A 20,631-nucleotide genomic window follows, 5' to 3' on the forward strand; every position below is an offset into this window, starting at 1 on the left:
CTGCCAAAGCGGTGCCGGACGGTATATTCGATGCACGGCTTCGCCAATCCCAAGCGCTTCCTGGCGCTCGCCAACCCGCTGACCCCGCTGTTGCTGGTCGGCGGCCTGGTGGTGAGCGCGGGCGCGCTCTATTGGGGGCTATTCCAAGTGTCTCCCGACCGCCTGATGGGCGAGACCGTGCGCATCCTGTTTCTGCATGTTCCGGCCGCATGGCTGGGGATGGGTGGCTGGACCGCGATCGCCGTGGCAAGTCTCGTCTTCCTCATCTGGCGGCATCCGCTTGCCGCGCTCGCCGCGCGCGCCGCGGCATTACCCGGCCTCGTCTTTACCATCATCTGTCTCGCCACCGGCTCGATCTGGGGGCGGCCGACATGGGGCACTTGGTGGGTGTGGGACGGACGGCTGACCAGCATGCTGGTGCTGGCCTTCCTCTATCTGGCCTATATTGCGCTGGCGCAGGCCGCCGAACGCGAAGGTGTTTCGCCGCGTATCCCGGCGATCTTCGGCCTGCTCGGCGCAATCAACATCCCGATCATCAATCGCAGCGTGGTGTGGTGGAATTCGCTCCACCAGCCGCCCAGCATCACGCTGGGCAAAAGCGCGATCGACGCCGAGTTCCTCGTGCCTCTGCTCGTTGCAATAGCCGGTTTCTCGCTGCTGTTCGGTGGCGTCGTACTCGCGCGTATGCGAGCGCTGCTTGCCGATGTGCAGGCCGAGGCGCGCCTACGCCGCCGCGCGATGGAAGCCGCCTGATGCGCGAGGCACTCGATCAATGGACCTTCGTCGTCGCCGCTTATGCGGTGGGCGTGACCGGCACGCTGGCGATGGTCGGCTGGGCATGGCTCGACATGAAACGCGCCGAGAAGCGCCGCGAAGAAAGCCGCCGGAAATGAGCGCACTCAAACCCAAGCACCAGCGCCTCGTGCTGGTCGTCCTCGCGCTTGTCGCACTGATCGGGGCGGGCCTGCTCGCGGCCTATGCATTGCGCAATCAGGCGAGCTATTTCTACCTGCCCGAGCAGATGCTCGCCAATCCGCCCGAGATCGGCCAGGCCGTACGACTGGGCGGCATGGTCGAGCAGGACTCGATCGAAACCGCTGCCGATGGGGTCACGCTGACCTTCGCGGTAACGGGGAATGACGGATCGCGCGTGCCGGTACGCTTCAGCGGCATCGCGCCCGATCTGTTCGTCGAGGGTTCGGGTGTGGTCGCCGAAGGGCGGCTGGGTCCGGGCGGCGTATTCCTCGCCGACAATCTCCTCGCCAAGCATGACGAGAATTACGTGCCGCGCGAATTGCAGGACATGGACCAGCACCAGGCCGCGCAAATGGCCGAAGAAACGACGGTCGGGCTCGAATGATCGCTGAACTGGGTCTTGCCGCCCTGTGGCTCGCCGCCGCACTGGCCGCGCTGCAGATGGCCGTCGGCTTTATGGCAGTGCGCAATGAACGGGCGAGCGAACTGGCCGGACTGATCCGCCCCGCGGCGATCGTGCAGGGCGTGCTCGTCGCGCTATCCTTCGCAATGCTGGTGTGGCTGTTTGCCGTCACCGATCTCTCGGTCAAGCTGGTGGCTTCCAACTCGCATTCGATGAAGCCGCTGGTGTTCAAGCTGTCGGGCACTTGGGGCAATCATGAAGGCTCGATGCTGCTGTGGGTGACCGTCATGGGTCTTGCCGGCGCGTTGATCGCGCTGGTCGAGCGACGTCTGCCAGAGCGGACGATGAATGCCACGCTGGCCGCACAGGGCGTGGTCTCGCTGGGCTTTTACGCCTTCCTGCTGCTCAGTTCGAACCCCTTCGAACGCCTGCCGACCCCCGCGGCGGAGGGGATGGGGCTCAACCCGCTGCTGCAGGACATCGGTCTCGCTTTCCATCCGCCCACGCTCTACCTCGGGTATGTCGGCCTGTCGGTTGCCTTCAGCTTTGCGGTGGGGGCGCTGCTGACGCGGCAAGTGACGCCCGATTTCGCACGCGCGATGCGGCCGTGGGTGCTCGGTGCGTGGGTCATGCTGACAGTGGGCATCACCGCAGGCAGTTACTGGGCCTATTACGAACTTGGCTGGGGTGGCTGGTGGTTCTGGGATCCGGTCGAAAACGCTTCACTCATGCCGTGGCTTGCGGCGACTGCCTTGCTCCATTCGGCCAGCGTCCTCGCCAGCCGCGACGCCTTGCGCACCTGGACGATCATGCTCGGCGTGGTGGCCTTCTCGATGAGCATGGTCGGTACCTTCCTCGTGCGGTCAGGCATCCTGACCAGCGTGCATGCCTTCGCCGTCGATCCCGAGCGTGGGACCTTCATCCTCGTCCTGCTCGGAATTTTCATCGGCGGGGCACTGCTGCTGTTCGCGCTGCGGGCCAATACGATCAGCGAGGGCGAGCGGTTCGCGCTGGCCAGCCGCGAAGGCGCGCTGGTGTTCAACAATGTCATGCTGAGCGCGATCCTCGCCATCGTGCTGCTGGGTACGCTCTACCCGCTGCTGACCGAGGCGTTCGATGTGCGCGTGTCGGTCGGGCCGCCATATTTCAATCCCGTCGGGGCGATCTTCGTCATTCCCATGTTAGCGGTCATGGCGGTTGGACCGCTGCTGCGCTGGCGGCAGGACCGGGTCGACCGGATCGGCCGTGAAATTGCGTTGTTCGCCGCACTGGTGCTCGCGGCGCTTGTCCTGTTCGGCCTGCTTGCGGATATTGCATTGCTGCCGCTACTCGGGCTGGCTTTCGGTCTGGGACTGGCGGTCGCCAGCCTGTTGCCGCTGCGCCGCCGTAAACTCGGCCGCACCCCGCTTGCGACATGGGGCATGGTAATTGCCCATTTCGGCATCGCGGTGGCGCTGATCGGCATGGCGAGCGAAAGCGCCTTTACCAAGGAACGGCTCGCCGCCGTGGCCGAAGGCGACAGCGCCACCGTCGGTCCCTGGACTATCGTGCTTCAGGGCGTCGAGCCGGTCGCGGGTCCCAACTGGACCGCGATTCAGGGGCGGCTTGCGGCAAGCTATGATGGCGATGAGCCAGATATCCTGACCCCGCAATCACGCAATTTCTGGGCTCCGCCGCAGCAGACCACCGAAAGCGCGCTGGTCACGCGGTGGAACGGCCAGCTTTACGCGGTGATCGGCGACCGCGCACCCGATGGGCGGTGGCAGGTGCGACTGTGGTGGAAGCCCTTCGTCCCGCTGATCTGGTATGGCGGCCTGCTGGTCGCGCTGGGCGGCGTGCTGGCTTTGCTCGGCCGGTTGCTGAGCGATCTCAGGCATCGCCGCCTCGCGGTGCGCATTGCCGAACGCCGCGCCGACCGGGAGGCGATCGCATGAGCTGGCGTCTGTGGGTCCCGCTGTTCGTGTTCGCGTTGTTTCTCGGCCTCGCGGCGTACCAACTGACGCAGCCCAAGGACGAATTCGTCGCCAGCGGCATGGTCGGCGAGGAACTGCCGTATTTCAACCTTCCGCCCGCGATGGAGGGGGGCGAGGGGGTAACCAATGCGACCTTCGCCGATGGCCAGCCGCGCCTGCTCAACATATGGGCGAGCTGGTGCCTGCCCTGCATTGCCGAAGCGCCGCATCTCGAAAGCCTCGAGCGGCAGGGAGTGGAGATCGTCGGCGTCGCGATCCGCGACCGGCCCGAAGACATTGCAAGGTTCCTCGCGCAGCACGGCAATCCCTACAGCCGCATCGGGCGTGACGATCTGTCCGAAGTGCAGCTGGCGATCGGTTCTTCGGGCGTGCCCGAAACCTTCGTAATCGATGGCGAGGGTGTGATCCGCTACCAGCATATTGGCGATGTCCGTGCGAGCGACGTGCCGGTGCTGCTTGCCGAGCTGGAGCAAGCCCGATGATCCGCGCGCTCCTCACCGCCATGGCCCTCGCGTTCGCGCTGCCGGTCACGGCGCAGCAAAGCATGCCGCCCGCACCTTACGCCTATCGCCAGCTCGACGATCCCGGGCAGGAACAGGCCGCGCAGGATTTGATGGAGACGCTGCGCTGCCTCAAGTGCCAGTCGCAGTCGATTGCCGATAGCGACGCTCCCATGGCGGGCGACATGCGCCACCAGGTGCGGATCCGCATCGCGGCGGGTGAAAGCCCCGACGACATCCGCAGCTGGCTGATGCAGCGCTATGGCGACTACGTCAGCTACAAGCCCGAAGTAAGCGCGACGACCTGGCCGCTTTTCGCCATCCCGCTGCTGCTCATTCTGGGCGCTGGCGCGGTGCTGCTCCGCCGGTTCCGGGGGCGCGCATGAGCTGGTTGCCGATCATCCTGCTCGCGGCGCTGATCTTTGGCCTCGCGGTCGTGTTGCTCAAGCTGCCACGGAGCCTGTGGATGCTGTTCGGATCGGCGCTGCTGTTCGGGCTCACGGGCTATGCCTTGCAGGGCCACCCGGGGCAGGCTGGCGCGCCCGCCACTCCGATAACCGACAATGCCGCGCAGACCGGCGAACTTATGGTCGAGGCGCGGCGCGAATTTTATCCTGCGGGCAGGCTGCCTTCGCGCTTCGTGGTCACTGCCGATGCCTTCACCCGGCGCGGCCAGCACGACCAGGCGGCGAATTTCCTGCGCAATGCGGTGGCGGAGAACCCGAATGACGGCGAGGCTTGGGTGGCGCTGGGCAATGCGCTGGTCGAACATGCTGATGGCCAGCTGACCGCTGCGGCGCTGTTCGCCTATTCGCGCGGCGAGCAGGTTGCGCCCAATAATCCCGCGCCGACCTACTTCCTCGGGCTGGCATTCCTGCGGGCAGGGGAGCCGGGCCGGACGCTCGCACTGTGGCGCGAATTGCTCGAAGCGGCGCCCGAAGACGCCGAATGGCGTGCACCGCTGGCCGCGCGACTCGACCGCCTGGAGACGATGTTGGGCGTTGCAGAGCCATCCGCCGCCCAACAAACCGAAGAATAATCAATGCGATGCGCGATTTGTTGCGAGTGCGAAGCCTTGCTGCTACTCGCCGCGACTTCGCCAAGCAGGCCATGTGACACGATGTTGTCGGAACCCAATCCCGCATGAATGATACCGCTTCTGCGCCGCTCCAGCAGGATGGCGTGCCTCCCGTAACCGAGCAGGGTGGCCACGGCCACGGCGGCTCGCGCACGGCGCTGGCGGTGGGGGCGATCGGTGTCGTCTTCGGCGATATCGGTACCAGCCCGCTCTATGCCTTCCGCGAGACTTTTGCCGGTGCCGCCAGCATCGCCATCGACCGGCTGCATGTGCTCGGTGTGGTCAGCCTGATTTTCTGGTCGATGCTGGTCGTCGTGGCGATCCAGTATGTCACCATCCTCATGCGTGCGGACAATAAGGGGCAGGGCGGCAGCCTTGCGCTTGTCGCACTGCTCAGCCGCCATATCGGCAAGTCGAGCTATGGCTGGCTGGTCGTGCTGCTGGGGGTCTTCGCGACTTCGCTGTTCTACGGTGACAGCATGATTACGCCGGCAATCTCGGTCCTGTCCGCGGTCGAGGGCCTGACGGTGGTCGACCAGCGGCTCAATCCGCTGGTGATCCCCATCGCGCTGGTGCTGCTGGTATGCCTGTTCCTGCTGCAAAGCCGCGGTACGGCCAAGGTCGGCGCGCTGTTTGCGCCGGTGATGATCGTCTATTTCGTGACCATTGCCGGACTTGGCCTCAACCAGATCATCCTGAATCCCGACATCCTGTGGGCGCTCAATCCCTATTACGCGGTGATGTTCTTCGTCACCGACGGCGCGGTGGCTTTCTTTGCGCTGGGGGCCGTGGTGCTCGCGGTGACTGGTTCGGAAGCGCTGTATTCGGACATGGGCCACTTCGGGCGCGGACCGATGCGGTTGAGCTGGTTCGGCTTCGTCATGCCGTGCCTGCTGCTCAACTATTTCGGGCAGGGAGCAATGATCGCCGGCCTGCCGCCCGAACAGGCCGCTGAAGTCGTGCGCAATCCCTTCTTCCTGCTGGCGGGCGAGGAATGGCGCCTGCCGCTGGTCATTCTCGCCACGGTCGCGACCTTTATTGCCAGCCAGGCGGTTATCTCGGGTGCGTTCAGCATTACCCACCAGGCGATGCAGCTGGGCTTCATGCCGCGCCTGTCGATCCGCCATACCAGCGAGACCGCGGCGGGACAGATCTACATCCCGGTGGTCAATTGGTCGCTGATGGTCGCGGTCATCCTGCTGGTGCTGACCTTCCAGACATCCTCCAACCTCGCGGCCGCTTACGGCATCGCGGTGACCGGGGCGGTGACGATCGACACGCTGCTGATGGGCGTCCTGTTCGTCGGTGTGTGGAAATGGAAATGGTTCATCGCCCTGCCGGTGGTGGCGTTCTTCCTGATCGTCGACGGGGCCTATTTCGCCGCCAATCTGGCCAAGGTACCCGATGGCGGCTGGTTCCCGCTGGTTGTCGGTCTGGTCGCCTTCACCCTGCTCACCACCTGGGCGCGCGGACGCAAGCTCATGCGGGACCGGATGAGCGAGACTGCGCTGCCGATCGAGATTTTCGCCAAGAGCGCGAAGAATTCAGCCACCCGCGTACCGGGCACGGCGATCTTCATGGCCAGCCAGACGGCGGGCGTGCCCAGCGCATTGCTGCACAATATCAAGCACAACAAGGTGCTGCACGAACGCGTCGTGATCCTGACCGTGCTGATTGCCGATGCGCCCTATGTCGACGCCACCGAAAGGTGCGAAATCCACGATCTCGGCGACGGCTTCTACCGGGCGACGCTGCACTACGGCTTCATGCAGGAAACCAATGTTCCGCAGGGGCTGAAGGAAATGTCCCGCTGCGGCGGCGAGTTCGACATGATGCACACCAGCTTCTTCCTCAGCCGCCAGACGCTGCTCGCCAGCGACAAGCCCGGCATGCCGATCTGGCGCGAGAAGATCTTCGCCTGGATGCTGCGCAATGCGGCCACCGCGATGGATTTCTTCCGCCTGCCGACCAACCGCGTGGTCGAGCTGGGGAGCCAGGTGGAAATTTAGCGACTGCTAGGCGGAATAGCGGCTATTTCGCGAACAATCTGGTCGGCTACTCCCTGCGCTGGGAGAACCGTCGTTTTGACTTGGATATCGTAAGCCATTCCGTCATGTACGACGTCGATCTGCCCTTCGGCCTGTCCAATTACCCGGTCTCCGCGAGCAGATTCTCTGCGCTGTAGTTCATTCAAGCTGCAATGCACGCCGATGAAGATGACATCGAGGCCCGCTAGAACCGTCATCCAATCCTGCCGCAACTTATCCGTGAGGATTACCTCGTCGCAGATCAAATCGATGCCGCTCTTTGCCATCGCCGCTACTGCGCGATGATGAGCTTTGAGCGTGGCTAGGCCAAACTCGCCAAAATTCAGTCGTACCTTTTGGCGGCGATCGCGATCGAAATAGAAACCGTCTCGGTGGTTGTGCAGATGGCGCGGGAGCATGGCGAACGCATCGTCAATGCCGGTCAGAAGGTGAGGCGAGTCCAGTCTATCTTGAAGCTCGCGAGCGAGAGTGGTCTTGCCGGAAGAGGTCGCGCCATTGAGAAAAATCAGTGTCACGTCCTATCCCTCACCCCGTTTGAACCCAATCTAAGCAGTCGGCGGTTCGTCCTTCACCACCTCGTCCCGGTCCTCTAGCGCCAATCCGTGCTTCAGCAGCATGGGCAATTGGGTGAAGGTAAACAGGAAGCTGATCGGCATGAACACCCATAGCTTCGCCCACAGCCAGCTTTCGAAGTCCAGTTGCATGCGCAGGACCTCGTTCAGCGCGGCCATGAAGAAGAAGAACAGCCCCCAATTGCGCGACAGCTTGAGCCAGCCTTCACGGTCGAGGCCCTCGAAAGCAGCCTCGAGCAGGATCTGCAGCAGCGCCTTGCCGCGGAGCCACCCGCCGATCAGCAGCACGCCGAACAGCAGGTAGATCGCGGTCGGCTTGATCTGGATGAACCTTTCGTCCTGCAGCCAGATGGTCAGCCCGCCAAAGCCGACGATCAGCGCGGTCGAGAGGATCAGCATCGGGCTGACATGGCCGAATTTGAACTTGCTGAAGACCAGCGCGGTCACCGCTGCGACCATGAAGGCGATTGTGCCGTAGATCACCGCCGCGATCTCGCCAAAGGTCGAGGTCTCGGGCGGCTGGTAGAACTTGTACACGCCGAGGAAGACCAGCAGCGGGCCATAATCGACGAGGATGTTGAGCCAGCCCGTCTTGGGCTTCGGCTTGGCCGCGGTGGTGCTGTCGGTTTCGCTCATCATTCTCTCAGTCAGTCATTACGTGCAGCGCAATCGCGCGGAAATATCGGGTTCGCCTTCGCCTGCTCACAATGACGAGGGGCTGAACTAGGCCACACCCGCGATCACGCGCGCCACGAGATCGGGATCGAACGGGCGCAGGTCGTCGATCTTTTCGCCCACACCGATCGCATGGATCGGCAGGCCGTATTGCTCTGCCGCCTGCACCAGCACCCCGCCGCGGGCGGTGCCGTCGAGCTTGGTCATCACCAGGCCGGTGACCCCCGCGACTTCCTTGAACACATCGATCTGGTTGAGCGCGTTCTGCCCATTGGTAGCGTCGAGCACGAGCACGACGTCATGCGGCGCTTCGGGATTGAGGCGGCCGAGTACCTTCCGAATCTTGGCCAGCTCGTCCATCAGCTCGCGCTTGTTCTGCAGCCGCCCGGCGGTGTCGACGATCAGCACATCGGTGCCGATCTCGGTCGCCTTCTTGACCGCGTCGAACACGATACTGGCGGGGTCGCCGCCTTCTGGGCCGCGTACGATGGGAACGCCCACGCGGTCGGCCCAGGTCGCCAGCTGGCCGATGGCAGCGGCACGGAACGTATCGCCCGCCGCCAGCATGACGGCGTAGTCGTCTTCCTGGAATAGATGCGCGAGCTTGGCGATCGTGGTCGTCTTGCCGCTGCCATTGACGCCGATCACCAGCAGCACCTGGGGGCGCGGGAAGGCGGTAATCTCGAGCGGTTTGGCCACCGGACGCAGGATCGCAGCGATTTCCTCCGCGACCGCTTCTTTCAGCTCGCGCTCGGTTATCTCGAGCCCGAAGCGTTTTTCGGCCAGCTTGGTCCGGATCCGCGCGGCTGCCGCCGGACCGAGGTCCGACAGGATCAGTGCATCCTCGACATCGTCGAGTGTTGCATCGTCGAGTTTCGCAGTGCCGACGACTTCGGTCAGGTTGCTCGTCAGTTTCTCGGAGGTCTTGCGGAAGCCCCCGAACAGCCGGTCGCTCCAGCTCGATGTGTCATTCATTGCAGCAGGCCATTCTCGATTTGCGTCGGCGTCACGGAGGCGATCGTCCCGGCGGGTGTGCCTTCGGGCACTGCCACGCGGGCGAAGTGCGGGGTGTAGCCCGTCGTATCGCGCTCGGCGAGGACGCTATGCGGCTTATCGACGAGCGACGCGAGCCAGCCGTCGCGGGTCGCCTTGGCAAGCGTGCGCAGTTCGGCGGCGCGGCGCTTGACGGTTTCGCGCTCGACTTGCGGCATACGCGCGGCAGGCGTGCCGGGACGGGGCGAATAGGGGAAGATATGTCCGTGGACGATCTGCAATTCCTCGATGATCGCCAGATTGGCCGCGTGATGCTCCTCGGTCTCGGTCGGGAAGCCCGCAATGAGGTCCGCACCGATGGCAATATCGGGACGGCGCTCCTTCAGCCGCGTTACCAGCGCAATTGCATCGCCGCGCAAATGCCGGCGCTTCATGCGCTTGAGGATCAGATCGTGCCCATGTTGCAGCGAGAGGTGCAGATGCGGCATCAGCCGCTGTTCGCTGGCGAAGATATCGAACAGCAGCGGGTCGATCTCGATCCCGTCGAGCGAGGACATGCGCAGGCGCCCCAACTCGGGGAAGCGATCGAGCACCGCGCGGACCAGTTCGCCCAGCGGTGGCTTATCGGGCAGATCGTGACCCCACGAGGTCACATCGACGCCCGTCAGCACCACCTCGGGCGCGCCGTGGATCAGATGGCGTTCGACCTCGGCCAACACTCGCGCGATGGTCAGCGATCGGCTCGGCCCGCGACCCTGCGGAATGACGCAGAAGGTGCAGGCATGGTCGCAGCCATTCTGCACCGCGATGAAGGCCCGGGTGCGGTCCTGCGGGATGGCGGGTGTTTCGGCGGGGACGTTCCAGGCGCGTGCATCGAGCTTGGCAGTATTGGCGACGAGCCCGTCGACCTCGGGCATGGCGGCGAGCTGGTCGCGTTCGATATCGGCGGCACAGCCGGTCACCAGCAGGCGCGCGTCGGGATGTGCCCGCCGCGCGCGGCGGATCGCCTGCCGCGTCTGGCGCACCGCCTCGCTGGTCACTGCGCAGCTATTGACCACCACGAGGTCGCGTTCCTGCGCCAGCATGGCGCGGATCTGTTCGCTTTCGGAAATGTTCAACCGGCAGCCGAGCGAGATAACCTGCGCCTCGCTCACGCGAAATCACCCCATTCGAAATTGCCGCGATAGGCCTCCGCAGCGGGACCGGTCATGCGGATGCGATTGTCTTCGCCCCATGCAATGACGAGATCGCCTCCGGGCAGGGTGATGGTCACTTCGCGTTCGACCAGACCGCGCCGCATGGCGTGCACGGCGGTTGCGCAGGCGCCCGTGCCGCAGGCGCGCGTGATCCCGGCACCGCGTTCCCAAACGCGCAGCCGGATATGCTCGCGGTCGAGGATTGTCGCGACATTGACGTTCACGCGCTCGGGAAACAGCGGATCGGTCTCGATCTGCGGGCCGATGGTTTCGAGCGGCACCGCGCCGGCATCCTCGACAAAGAAGATCACATGCGGATTGCCGACATTGACCGCGCCGGGCTGGTCGAGGCCGTCCCAGCCGACCGGCATGACCGAGGTGTCCATGCCATAAGCGAGCGGGATCGCGTCCCAGTCGAAGCGCGGCTCGCCCATGTCGACGCTGGCGCCCATGCCGCTGGGTTCGACCGCGATCACGCCGCCCGCTGTCTCCACTTTGGCCGCAGCGCCATGGAGCAGCGCGACCGCGCGGCTGGCATTGCCGCAGGCGCCAACCTCGGTGCCGTCCTGGTTGAAGATGCGCATGCGGAAATCGGCCGTGGTGCTCGGCTCGAGCAGGATCAGCTGGTCGCAGCCGATCCCGGTCCGGCGATCGGCCAGCGCGCGGGCAACAGGCGCGCCGATCGCGGGGAGGGTACGCGTGCGGGCGTCGAGCACGACGAAGTCGTTGCCCAGGCCGTGCATCTTGATGAAATCGACACGCATCGTGCGGCGCATCTATGCACTCGCCGCCGCAGCGTCCAGTGCCGTGTCAGCCGGCGCGCTTGCTACCCTGCGCGGTGAAATCGACCTCGGTGACATTGTCGAGCTTGTCCTTGGCGAGCAGGTCCTGCCGGCTCAGCCGCTCGAGGACCAGCCCGGCGGGTTCGGGGCGACCATAGTGATAGCCCTGGCCCTTCATCTTGCCCATCCGCTTGAGCGCCTCGAGCACGACTTCGTTCTCGATCCCTTCGGCGGTGACGGGCAGCTTGAGCCCGTCGCTCATCGCAAGGATCGCATCGACCAGCTTTTCTCCGTGTTCTTCCTGCTTGAGCTCGGAAATGAAGGTGCGGTCGATCTTGAGACGGTCGAAGGGCAGGCTGCGCAGTTGCGACAGGCTCGAATAGCCGGTGCCGAAGTCGTCGAGACTGACCCCGACACCCTGGTTGCGCAAGCTGCTGATCATCGAGCGGACCATACCGACGTTTTCGTGCAGGCAGCTTTCGGTGATCTCGATATCCAGCCGGTTGGCGGGGAAATTGTGCCGCACGAGCAGCTTGAGCAATTTCTGGGCGAACCATGGATCCCGCATCTGCACGGGGGAGATATTGACCGCAAGGGTGAGCTGCGAATCCCACTCCTTGGCGTCTTCGAAGGCGCGTGCGATCAGCGCTTCGCTCATTTCGCCGATGACGCCGATTTCCTCGGCAATCGGGATAAAGATATCGGGTCCGACGACGCCCATTTCAGGCGATTCCCACCGGGCGAGCATTTCGAAGCCGACCAGCTTGCCCGATTCAAGATCGACCTGCTGTTCGTAGTAAGGGCGGAACTCACCATTGGCGATGCCCTTGCGGATTCCCGCTTCGAGCTCGTTGCGGAAGCGCAGCTCGTTTTCCATCGGCGGTTCGAACCAGTAGAAGCGGTTCTTGCCCTGCTTCTTCGCGTGATACATCGCGATATCCGCCTTGTGCATCAGCTTCTGCGCCGACGTCGTGCCGTGGCGCATATCTTCGATCTGTGTGCTCGAGGCGATGCCGATCGACATGGTCACATCGACCGGCGAATCCCCGTAGGGAACCGGCCGCGCGACCTGTTCGATCATCCGCGTGGCAAGCTGGTCGACCCGGTCGGGGACCTGCGGGTGATAGGGCACGACGCAGACGAATTCGTCGCCGCCGAGCCGCGCGAGGATACCGCCGTCGGGCAGCAGGCGCTGGATGCGCGCTGCGGTCGTGCGCAACACTTCGTCGCCAGCCTGGTGGCCGTGAAGGTCGTTGACCTGTTTGAAATTGTCGAGATCGACGGCAATCGCCGCCAGCGCCTGTTCGCGGCGCTCGAGATCGTTGAGCAGATCGCCCAGCGCAGTGGTGAAGCTGCGGCGGTTATGGCACCCGGTCAGATGGTCGAGATCGGCCAGGCGGCGCGCTTCTTCCTCGGATGCGCGGCGCGTGTCCAGTTCGTCGGACAGTGCCTTGTAGCGTTGCCAGCCGAGCAGGATCAGCGCGATATTGAGCAGCAGGGCATTGGTTAATGCAGTGTCGGGCGAGGCTTCTTTGCCGGTCCATGCCTTGATCAGGTCGGGCAGGACGACGCCAGCCGTCCCCACGAACAGGATAATCGCCGCAAAGGCGATCCCGAGAGTGACGAAGTCACGTTCGCGTGGCGCAGGTTTCCTGCCCGCTTGCGTGCGTCGATCCTCATGTGTCTTGGCAGTTTTCGCGGTCAAGCCCGCCCCCTGAGTTTTAGCTGCAGCGCTTGCTTAGGCAATGCCGCCTAAAAACAGGTTAACCGGGGACTGCGGTGGGGTGGTCACTTCGGGCGGCACGCGCTACCCGCTGGGGACCCGAGAAGAATTGACGGAGCAGGTTCCCCGATGCGTTACTGGCTGTTGAAATCCGAACCCTTCAAATATGGCTGGGACGATCTCATCGCCGAGAAGGAAGGCACGTGGGACGGGGTGCGCAACCACCGGGCCAAGAACAATCTCGCGGCGATGGAAGTGGGCGACCAGGCGTTCTTCTACCATTCGCGCGAAGGGCTGGAGATCGTCGGTATCTGCGAAGTCAGCGTCGCGGGCATTACCGACCCGACCGATCCTGAAGGCAAGTGGGCTGCGGTGAAGGTCAAACCGAAAACCAAGCTGCCGCATCCGGTCACGCTGAAACAGATCAAGGCCGAACCCAAGCTGGCGGATTGCGAACTGGTCCGGCTCTCGCGCCTCTCGGTGGCCGAAATCAAGCCCGACGAATGGTCGGTGATCTGCTCGATGGCGGGGATCTAGCCGCCCGAGCCGCTAGCGTCCGCGCAGCCCGCTGATACTGGCGCCGCTGGCGGCGAGCTGCTCGATATCGATGGTGCAGTGGATCAGCCGCACACCGCCGCGGCCCTGCGCATCGACCAGCGCATGCTTGAACTCCTCGGTCGTCGCAGCGCGCGCCGACCAGCCGCCGAAGGCTTCGGCAAGCGCGGCGAAGTCGGGATTGGCGAGGCGGGTGCCACTGATCCGCTCCTCGCCGGGAAATTCGCGTTCCTGGTGCATGCGGATCGTGCCGTAAGCCGAATTGTCGACCACGATAACCAGCAGATTGACGCCATGCTGGACTGCGGTGGCCAGTTCCTGCCCGTTCATCAGGAAGTCGCCATCGCCTGCAACGGCGACCACGGTGCGTTGCGGGTACCGCATCGCCGCAGCGATCGCTGCGGGAACCCCGTAGCCCATCGCGCCGCAGGTGGGGGCGAGCTGCGTCGGGTAGCCGTCGTAACGCCAGAAGCGATGCCACCAGCCCGCGAAATTGCCCGCGCCGTTGCAGATTATCGTATCGGCGGGCAGCGTATCGCGCATGAACTGGACGGTCTGCCCCATATCGAGCGCATGGTCGTTGGGGTGCGCGGTTGCCCAGCTTTCCCATTCGGCATGCGCCTCGGCCCCGGCATCGAAGTCGATCGTTTCGCCGTCATCCCATAGCGCGGCGCTTTCCGCGAATTCATCCATGCTGGCGCAGATGGCGAGATCGGCGGGGTAGACGCGGTTGAGCTCGTTTGCATCGGGATGGACGTGGACCAGCTTTCGTTCGGGCGCGGTTACCGGCGGAACGGTGTAGCCATCGGTGGTCGCTTCCCCCAGCCGCGCCCCGATCGCGAGGATCAAGTCGGCCTGTTTGACCCGTTCGACCAGCGCGGGGTTGGGCCCGTAACCGAGATTACCGGCATAGACCGCGCTTGCGGGTGAAATCGCGTCCTGGCGGCGGAAAGCGGTCGCCACCGGAATGCCGAGCCGTTCGGCGAAGAGCTGGAAATGCGCGCGGGCCTTGGCGTTCCAGCCAGCGCCGCCGATAATCGCCATGGGCGCAGCGGCATCGGCAATCAGTGCCATCATCGCCTGCATCGCATCGGGGCAGGGCGCCTGCGCCGGACGTTCGACCCGTGGGCGAGGCTTGGCGGAGGTATCGCGGCTCAGCATGTCTTCGGGCAAGGCCAGCACCACCGGTCCGGGCCGCCCCGAGATCGCGGTGGCATAGGCGCGCGCGATATATTCGGGGATCCGCTCGGCGGAATCGATGCGTGCCGCCCATTTCGCGATCGGTCCGAAGAACGTCGCGAAATCGACTTCCTGGAAGCCTTCGCGGTCGCGCATCTCGCTATCGACATCGCCGACGAACAGGATCATCGGCTGCGAATCCTGCATCGCGACATGCACGCCGATGCTGGCATTGGTCGCCCCCGGACCGCGCGTGACGAAAGCCACGCCGGGGCGGCCCGTCATCGCGCCATCGGCACACGCCATGAAGGCGACGCCGCCCTCTTGCCGGCAGGTCACCACGTCGATCGCGTCCTGTTGGCCGAGACCGTCGAGCACCTGGAGGAAGCTTTCTCCCGGCACGGTGAAGATGCGGTCGCAGCCCTGTTCGACAAGGCAATCGACGAGCAGTCGGGCGGCGGGCGGGGTGTTGGGCGCTTGCATGATTGTTGCGGTTAGCCCGCCTGATGAAGCGGCGCAATTGCCGCCTCAATCGTTAATTTCCTCGCGCGCCGTTCCAGTCGGGGACAGTTGGGCCAAAAGCGGTTCCAAAAGGTTAAGAAAGTGTTAACAAGGGCCTATGCGACGCGCCCTGGTCCTATCGAGTGAAGCCGCCCGCCACTGGTTCCGGGCAAGCCTGCCGCAGCGACGTGCTGCGTTCTCCGATCTTCCCGCCAGCGGGACACTCGACTGGCGCCTGACCAGCGACGATGTGCGCGGCGTCGCGACGACCTATTTCGCCACGCTCGCCGCGGTGTTTGCCTTTATCGTGTAGTGCTTAAGCGCCGGCGGCTGCGGCTTCGGCCGCCGCGTGGTTCTCCGCCGCGATCAGCCTGCGTGCAAGCCACGCGGATACCAGGCACATCGCTGCGCAGAGCAGGATCTGTTCGGTAATCGGCACCCCGATCGCGCTCATGCCCATCGCCACCAGCGACCCGCCCACCATCGCGCCCGAATTGACGATATTGTTCGCCGCGATCGTGCGCGAGGCCTTGTCGGGTGACACGCGCGTGGTGAGGAAGGCGTAGAGCGGCACCACGAACATTCCGCCCGCAACCGAAATGCCCAGCAGGCACAGCAGCAGCACCGCCGCCATCGGCCAGGCGAGGAACTCGCTCACCCCCAGCAGGCTGGTCGGCTGGTCCGCCTCCCACAGCTTCGCCACGACGTAGAAGGCGACCACGAACATGCCCATCGCGATCACCGATGCGGGTGCAAAACGCGCGGAAACGCGGCCCTTGAGCAGCGCATTGACCGCTACCGATCCGATCGCCACGCCGACCGAAAACACCACCAGGAACAGGCTGGCCACTTCGGGGCTGGCCATGATCGTGTTCTTGGCCAGCGGCGGGAACTGGATGAACAGCACCGCACCGATGGTCCAGAAGAAGCTGATCGCGAGGATCGCGTAATAGACTTCCGGATTGTGCATCGTATCGCGCACCAGCTTCGCCGAGGCGCGCAGGATATGCCAGTCGAGCTTCTCGATCTCGCCCATGGGCGGGGCGGGGGGCACCTGGCGGCTCACGAAATAGCCGATGCAGGCGGTCACGATAATGCCAATCGCGGCCCAGCCGGTATGCTCCACCGCCAGCGGTCCGGCGATGATCGTGCCGGCCAGAATGGCGATATAGGTCCCGGCCTCGACCAGTCCGGTCCCTGCCAGCACCTCCTCTTTTTTCAGGTGCTGCGGCAGGATCGCGTATTTGATCGGCCCGAGGAAGGTGGACTGCACCCCGGTCAGGAACAGCGCGAGCAGCAGCAGCGGGATCGCTACCGTCTGCACCATGATGCCCTGCCACGCCATGTAGAGGCCCGCCGCGCCGATCATCATCAGCCCGATCTCGCACAGCTTCACCGTGCGGATGATCTTCGCCTTGTCGCGCATGTCGGCAAGCTGGCCCGCCAGCGCGGACAGGATAAAGAACGGCAGGATGAACAGCGCCGAGGCGAGACCGCTGAAGCCTGCCTCTGTCGTCTCATCATTATAGACCGCGTAAACGACGAACAGGACCATGGTGGTCTTGTAGAGATTGTCGTTGAAGGCGTTGAACAGCTGCGTCACGAACAGCGGCAGGAACCGCCGGCGCCGCAGCAAATGCGTGGATGTAAGCATGACCCCCCGGGCAGAAACCCATTTGTGGCCCAAGTCTAGTGCCATCGCGGTGGCGGACAAGGGCACACAGCGGCTTTTGCGACGGGACGATTGCCGCTAGGGCTGGCGCCACGATGCTGACGCTACCCAACATGCTGACACTGTCGCGTATTTTCGCGATCCCGCTGCTCGCCTGGTTCCTGTGGTGGCCCAGCTGGGAAACGGGTTTCCTGTTAGCCTTCGGCCTCTACTGCCTAATGGGCATCACCGATTACTTCGACGGCTATCTGGCGCGCACCAGCGGCACCGTATCGAAGCTGGGCATTTTCCTCGATCCGATCGCGGACAAGATCATGGTCGCCGCGGTGATCCTCGTGCTGGCCGCGCAGGGCGTGCTGCGCGGGCCCTATGTCGGCGACATGCATGTCGTGGCCGGACTGATCATCCTGATGCGCGAGATCGCCGTTTCGGGCCTGCGCGAGTTTCTCGGCCCGCTGCAGGTCTCGGTCCCGGTGAGCCGGCTAGCCAAGTGGAAGACGACCTTCCAGATGGTCGCGCTGGGGGCGCTGATCCTCGGCCAGGGCCTGCCGCAATGGACCACGATGATCGGCGCCGTCGAAGCGAACATCCCGCATACCGTCGGCCTCGCCACGCTGTGGGCGGCGGCGGTGCTGACGGTGATCACCGGATGGGATTACCTGCGGGTCGGCCTCAAGCACATGGATTAGGATTCGCCCTCGGCCACTCTGTAGACATGGACCGGGTGTTACACGGTCCATGCGCAAAAAACGGAGTGGTGCGCGAGGGGCGGGATCGGGCTGGTTCGACGGCGAGAAAGAGCGGGCGGGATTCTAGCGGAGCGCGGGCGAGTAGGAAATGTCTGGGGTTGGGCCGTAAGGAGACCGACCGGTTTTGGCTGCGAGGGAGGAGCAAGCAGTCATTCCTTTATCGAGTTCTCCCGGGGATGAGTGCCTTATGTAGGCACGCAGGATCATCTGCACGGTTCTAGGCGAGATCGAGCACCGCTCGCCCATGCAGACCTCTCGCACCCCTCTTGATGCGGTGCGCCTCGTCCAAAATTAGCCGTGGAATTGGCCTGTTGAACAGCCTAAGTTGTGACCAAGAACGACGGTGTCGCGACTTGCCTCTGGTTGATCGATATTGCTTAGAATAAGCTGCTGCGAGACCGATGAAAATGTCCAGGAGTTCGCATGACTGCATTGAATTCTGAAGCGAACCTAAATGGCCTAGATAAAGAGGCTGTCCGAAAGGCTCTCCTCCAACACAACTACTTGCCACGGCAGCACGACCACAAGGAAGAGCTCCCACCGATTTTCAATTCGAACCTGTTCACGCCTGAGATTGTCGCGAAGTTGATCGAAATTAAAGCTCGTTGGAAAGGTGGGTATGATTTGCTGCCCTTCCGAAGGACGCGGCACCCCAACATCCCTCGGATAATGGGTATCCCTCATCCCAGGGCCTATGCTGAACTCGTGACCGTCATCGCCGAACATTGGAATGAAATCTCACAAGTTTGTCAGAGCCCTAACTCGCAGTTGGAGTTCGGTCTGCATGACGATGGCCGAATCGTCGTGCATCGGTACGACCATGTTTCGGCAGATGGAGAAATCGAAGATCAGGACCCCTTGGCTGATTTTGGGAAAAACTATCGCATCAAGACGGACATCAACAACTTTTATCACAGCGTTTATAGTCATTCCCTGCCATGGGCGCTTGTGGGTCACGACGAGGCAAAGCAACACAAGAGTAGCGGGATTTGGTATAACAAAATAGATAAGGCCATTACTCTGTGTCAACGTGGCGAGACAAAAGGAATGCCAATCGGTCCTGCGACGTCAACTATTTTGAGCGAGGTCATTTTATACAGGGTAGATGAGGAGCTGCGTGGTAAGTATCATTTTACCCGATATATCGACGATTATACCGCGTACGTGGATAGTCGAGATCAGGCCGACCAATTTCTAATAAATCTTTCTCGTGGATTACAGAGTTACGCTCTTACCCTAAACTTGAAAAAGACCTTTGTCTCTCAAATGCCCGTACTCAATCGCGACGATTGGGTCACAGACATAAACCTATTCCTCGGCGTCGATGACGAGGCGGGCGCGGACGAAGGAGGCACGCGTGCGAAACTAAAATTCAGGCAACTGAAGTTGATCATCGATAAAGCCGTTACGCTAAGTAAAGAATTTCCCGATGGCAGCGTCATAAAGTACGCATTCTCGGCAATCATTGAGATCGGCATCGAGAATGAAGGCGTCGGCGCAGACGATGAAGCTGCCGAAAGATACTTTGAAGATGCGCTGCTACGTTACGCATATTATTTTCCAACTATTATTCCGCTAATCCAACGCTGGCTGCCTCGAGTAGCCTCCGCCGATCGCCGCGTCGAACAGCGCGTGGAGAGCAGGGTACTCAAGCTGCTGGACAGGTCGTTCGCCCTTGCTCAATCAGACAATATTGTCTGGTGCATTTACTACCTATTGCAGTTGAGCGCTCAGGCCCAAGAAGACCTTCCTAAACGCTGTCTGGAAGCGGATGACCCTGTGGTTGTTCTCATGGGATATGTATACGCAAAGAAGCGCAAACGTCCCCTTCGGGAGTTTGCAGACTGGGCGAATAGATTCAAAGACGAACGAAAGGATGAGCGGCTAACTGATTATGACGTGGACCGCGTCTGGCTTCCGCTCTATCAATTATTCTTCGATGGCGTTATTGAGGAACCGCCATACGCAGTAGAGGATGACAACGACGTTTTCACCGCCTTGAAGGAAAGTGGTGTGTCATTCATAGATTTCGATCATGAAGACTTTGGGCGTCGCGCGTCCAATTACGCTGCGAAAATCTTTGGGGATCCACCTTTCTAGATGAGCATCCCCATTCAGTCCGGCTGAATGCCGCCCCGCCTAACCCGCGCGCAATTCCTCGGCCAGCAGTTCGAAATCCGCACGCCTTGGCGAGTTCTTGCGCCAGATCAGCGCGATTTCGCGGGTGGCGTTCTTTGATTTGAGCGGGCGGGCGACCACGTCGGTCCCGTTGAGGATCCCCGCATCGACCGCCATCTTGGGCAGCATGGTCAGGCCGAGGTCGTTATCGACCATCTGCACCAGCGTATGCAGGCTGGTGCCGATCATCGTCGCGCTGGCGCGCATTTCGGGCCGGTTGCACGCGGCCAGCGCGTGGTCCTTCAGGCAGTGGCCGTCCTCGAGCAAGAGAAGCCGTCCCTCGTCGATCATGCTCGGGGGCACGAAGTCGGGCGGATCGCGCGGGTCGTCCTTGGGGAAGGCGACGTAGAGTTCGTCATCGGCGATATGCGCCTTTTCCACCTCGCCGGTGGCGAAGGGCAGCGCGAGCAGCACGCAATCGACGCGGCCGTGCTGGAGCGATTCGACCGCGTCGTGGCTGGTTTCCTCGCGCAGCAGCAGTTCGAGGTCGGGTCGTTCGCGGCGCAGGCGCGGGAGAAAGCGCGGCAGCAGGAACGGTGCGATCGTGGGGATCACGCTCATCCGCAGCTGGCCCGCCAGCGGTTTGCCCGCCGCCTGCACCAGATCGGCCAGTTCCTCCGCCTCGCGCAGGATGCGATGCGCCTTGTCGACCACCTGGTTGCCCAGCGCGGTGAAGCGCACCACGCGGCGGCTGCGCTCGACCAGCGTCACGCCTAGCAGCGATTCAAGCTCGCGAATGCCCGCCGACAGAGTCGATTGCGACACGAAGCTGGCCTCCGCCGCGCGCCCGAAATGGCCGTGCTCGTGGAGCGCGACGAGATATTGGAGCTGCTTGAGCGTGGGGAGGTAGGTGGACATTTCTAACCCATATCCGTCATT

21 protein-coding genes are annotated in these 20,631 nt (G+C 63.1%); 12 read left to right on the top strand and 9 right to left on the bottom strand.

Features of this window, described 5'->3' with window-relative positions:
• The first annotated feature begins 30 nt into the window (after positions 1–30).
• The 8 genes from ccmC (at position 31) to N6L26_RS02825 (ending at position 6,938) form a co-directional block, all read left to right on the top strand.
• Positions 31–753, top strand: a complete 723-nt coding sequence (gene ccmC, locus N6L26_RS02790; protein ID WP_263606539.1) for a heme ABC transporter permease CcmC — start codon at positions 31–33, stop codon at positions 751–753.
• Positions 753–893: a hypothetical protein gene (locus N6L26_RS02795; RefSeq protein WP_263606540.1), complete on the top strand. Its 141-nt coding sequence runs from the start codon at positions 753–755 to the stop codon at positions 891–893. The genes ccmC and N6L26_RS02795 overlap by 1 nt, the downstream gene beginning before the upstream one ends.
• Positions 890–1,360 (top strand): cytochrome c maturation protein CcmE, encoded by a 471-nt coding sequence (ccmE, locus tag N6L26_RS02800; RefSeq protein WP_263606541.1) that lies wholly within the window; start codon positions 890–892, stop codon positions 1,358–1,360. Before N6L26_RS02795 ends, ccmE begins: the two co-directional genes overlap by 4 nt.
• Entirely contained in the window at positions 1,357–3,312 is a 1,956-nt protein-coding gene (locus tag N6L26_RS02805; protein WP_263606542.1) for a heme lyase CcmF/NrfE family subunit, read from the top strand. Before ccmE ends, N6L26_RS02805 begins: the two co-directional genes overlap by 4 nt.
• On the top strand, positions 3,309–3,833 hold the full coding sequence (locus tag N6L26_RS02810; protein WP_263606543.1) for a DsbE family thiol:disulfide interchange protein: 525 nt from the start codon (positions 3,309–3,311) through the stop codon (positions 3,831–3,833). The genes N6L26_RS02805 and N6L26_RS02810 overlap by 4 nt, the downstream gene beginning before the upstream one ends.
• Positions 3,830–4,237, top strand: coding sequence for a cytochrome c-type biogenesis protein (locus N6L26_RS02815; protein ID WP_263606544.1), 408 nt, complete (start codon positions 3,830–3,832; stop codon positions 4,235–4,237). The genes N6L26_RS02810 and N6L26_RS02815 overlap by 4 nt, the downstream gene beginning before the upstream one ends.
• Complete coding sequence (locus N6L26_RS02820) at positions 4,234–4,890, top strand: tetratricopeptide repeat protein (protein ID WP_263606545.1); 657 nt, start codon at positions 4,234–4,236, stop codon at positions 4,888–4,890. The genes N6L26_RS02815 and N6L26_RS02820 overlap by 4 nt, the downstream gene beginning before the upstream one ends.
• A gap of 104 nt (positions 4,891–4,994) precedes the next feature.
• Positions 4,995–6,938 (top strand): potassium transporter Kup, encoded by a 1,944-nt coding sequence (locus tag N6L26_RS02825; RefSeq protein WP_263606546.1) that lies wholly within the window; start codon positions 4,995–4,997, stop codon positions 6,936–6,938.
• Here the strand turns inward: N6L26_RS02825 and N6L26_RS02830 are convergent.
• The 6 genes from N6L26_RS02830 to N6L26_RS02855 all read right to left on the bottom strand — a co-directional run bounded on the left by N6L26_RS02830 (position 6,935) and on the right by N6L26_RS02855 (position 12,900).
• Complete coding sequence (locus N6L26_RS02830; RefSeq protein WP_263606547.1) at positions 6,935–7,492, bottom strand: chloramphenicol phosphotransferase CPT family protein; 558 nt, start codon at positions 7,490–7,492, stop codon at positions 6,935–6,937. The genes N6L26_RS02825 and N6L26_RS02830 overlap by 4 nt on opposite strands.
• Before the next feature lie 30 nt (positions 7,493–7,522).
• Entirely contained in the window at positions 7,523–8,185 is a 663-nt protein-coding gene (locus N6L26_RS02835) for an inner membrane-spanning protein YciB (protein WP_263606548.1), read from the bottom strand.
• An 87-nt stretch (positions 8,186–8,272) separates the two neighbouring features.
• Positions 8,273–9,199 carry a signal recognition particle-docking protein FtsY gene (gene ftsY / locus N6L26_RS02840; protein WP_263606549.1) on the bottom strand — a complete coding sequence of 309 codons (927 nt, stop codon included), beginning with the start codon at positions 9,197–9,199 and terminating at the stop codon, positions 8,273–8,275.
• Positions 9,196–10,371: a MiaB/RimO family radical SAM methylthiotransferase gene (locus tag N6L26_RS02845; protein WP_263606550.1), complete on the bottom strand. Its 1,176-nt coding sequence runs from the start codon at positions 10,369–10,371 to the stop codon at positions 9,196–9,198. The genes ftsY and N6L26_RS02845 overlap by 4 nt, the downstream gene beginning before the upstream one ends.
• Positions 10,368–11,177: a diaminopimelate epimerase gene (gene dapF / locus N6L26_RS02850; protein ID WP_263606551.1), complete on the bottom strand. Its 810-nt coding sequence runs from the start codon at positions 11,175–11,177 to the stop codon at positions 10,368–10,370. The genes N6L26_RS02845 and dapF overlap by 4 nt, the downstream gene beginning before the upstream one ends.
• 46 nt (positions 11,178–11,223) lie before the next feature.
• Positions 11,224–12,900 carry a putative bifunctional diguanylate cyclase/phosphodiesterase gene (locus tag N6L26_RS02855; protein ID WP_253516718.1) on the bottom strand — a complete coding sequence of 559 codons (1,677 nt, stop codon included), beginning with the start codon at positions 12,898–12,900 and terminating at the stop codon, positions 11,224–11,226.
• 147 nt (positions 12,901–13,047) lie between these two features.
• Between N6L26_RS02855 and N6L26_RS02860 the strand changes: the two genes are divergently transcribed.
• Complete coding sequence (locus tag N6L26_RS02860; protein WP_263606552.1) at positions 13,048–13,455, top strand: EVE domain-containing protein; 408 nt, start codon at positions 13,048–13,050, stop codon at positions 13,453–13,455.
• 12 nt (positions 13,456–13,467) lie between these two features.
• On the opposite strand, the gene N6L26_RS02865 is transcribed toward N6L26_RS02860, so the two are convergent.
• Positions 13,468–15,135, bottom strand: a complete 1,668-nt coding sequence (locus tag N6L26_RS02865; protein WP_263606553.1) for a thiamine pyrophosphate-binding protein — start codon at positions 15,133–15,135, stop codon at positions 13,468–13,470.
• Between the two features lie 136 nt (positions 15,136–15,271).
• Here N6L26_RS02865 and N6L26_RS02870 point away from each other — a divergent pair, with 136 nt between their 5' ends.
• Positions 15,272–15,466 (top strand): hypothetical protein, encoded by a 195-nt coding sequence (locus N6L26_RS02870; protein WP_263606554.1) that lies wholly within the window; start codon positions 15,272–15,274, stop codon positions 15,464–15,466.
• A 3-nt stretch (positions 15,467–15,469) separates the two neighbouring features.
• On the opposite strand, the gene N6L26_RS02875 is transcribed toward N6L26_RS02870, so the two are convergent.
• Positions 15,470–16,807: an MFS transporter gene (locus tag N6L26_RS02875; RefSeq protein ID WP_263606555.1), complete on the bottom strand. Its 1,338-nt coding sequence runs from the start codon at positions 16,805–16,807 to the stop codon at positions 15,470–15,472.
• 113 nt (positions 16,808–16,920) lie between these two features.
• On the opposite strand from N6L26_RS02875, the gene pgsA reads away from it, so the two are divergent.
• Together pgsA and drt4 are read left to right on the top strand one after the other, a co-directional pair.
• Positions 16,921–17,514, top strand: coding sequence for a CDP-diacylglycerol--glycerol-3-phosphate 3-phosphatidyltransferase (gene pgsA / locus N6L26_RS02880; protein ID WP_263606556.1), 594 nt, complete (start codon positions 16,921–16,923; stop codon positions 17,512–17,514).
• A gap of 483 nt (positions 17,515–17,997) precedes the next feature.
• Entirely contained in the window at positions 17,998–19,674 is a 1,677-nt protein-coding gene (gene drt4 / locus N6L26_RS02885) for an antiviral reverse transcriptase Drt4 (protein WP_263606557.1), read from the top strand.
• Positions 19,675–19,713: 39 nt separating this feature from the next.
• Here the strand turns inward: drt4 and N6L26_RS02890 are convergent, their stop codons facing one another.
• Positions 19,714–20,610 (bottom strand): LysR substrate-binding domain-containing protein, encoded by an 897-nt coding sequence (locus N6L26_RS02890; protein WP_263606558.1) that lies wholly within the window; start codon positions 20,608–20,610, stop codon positions 19,714–19,716.
• Between the last annotated feature and the right edge of the window lie 21 nt (positions 20,611–20,631).

It is taken from the genome of Qipengyuania sp. SS22, assembly GCF_025736935.1.
In the GTDB taxonomy this organism is placed as follows: Bacteria; Pseudomonadota; Alphaproteobacteria; order Sphingomonadales; family Sphingomonadaceae; genus Qipengyuania.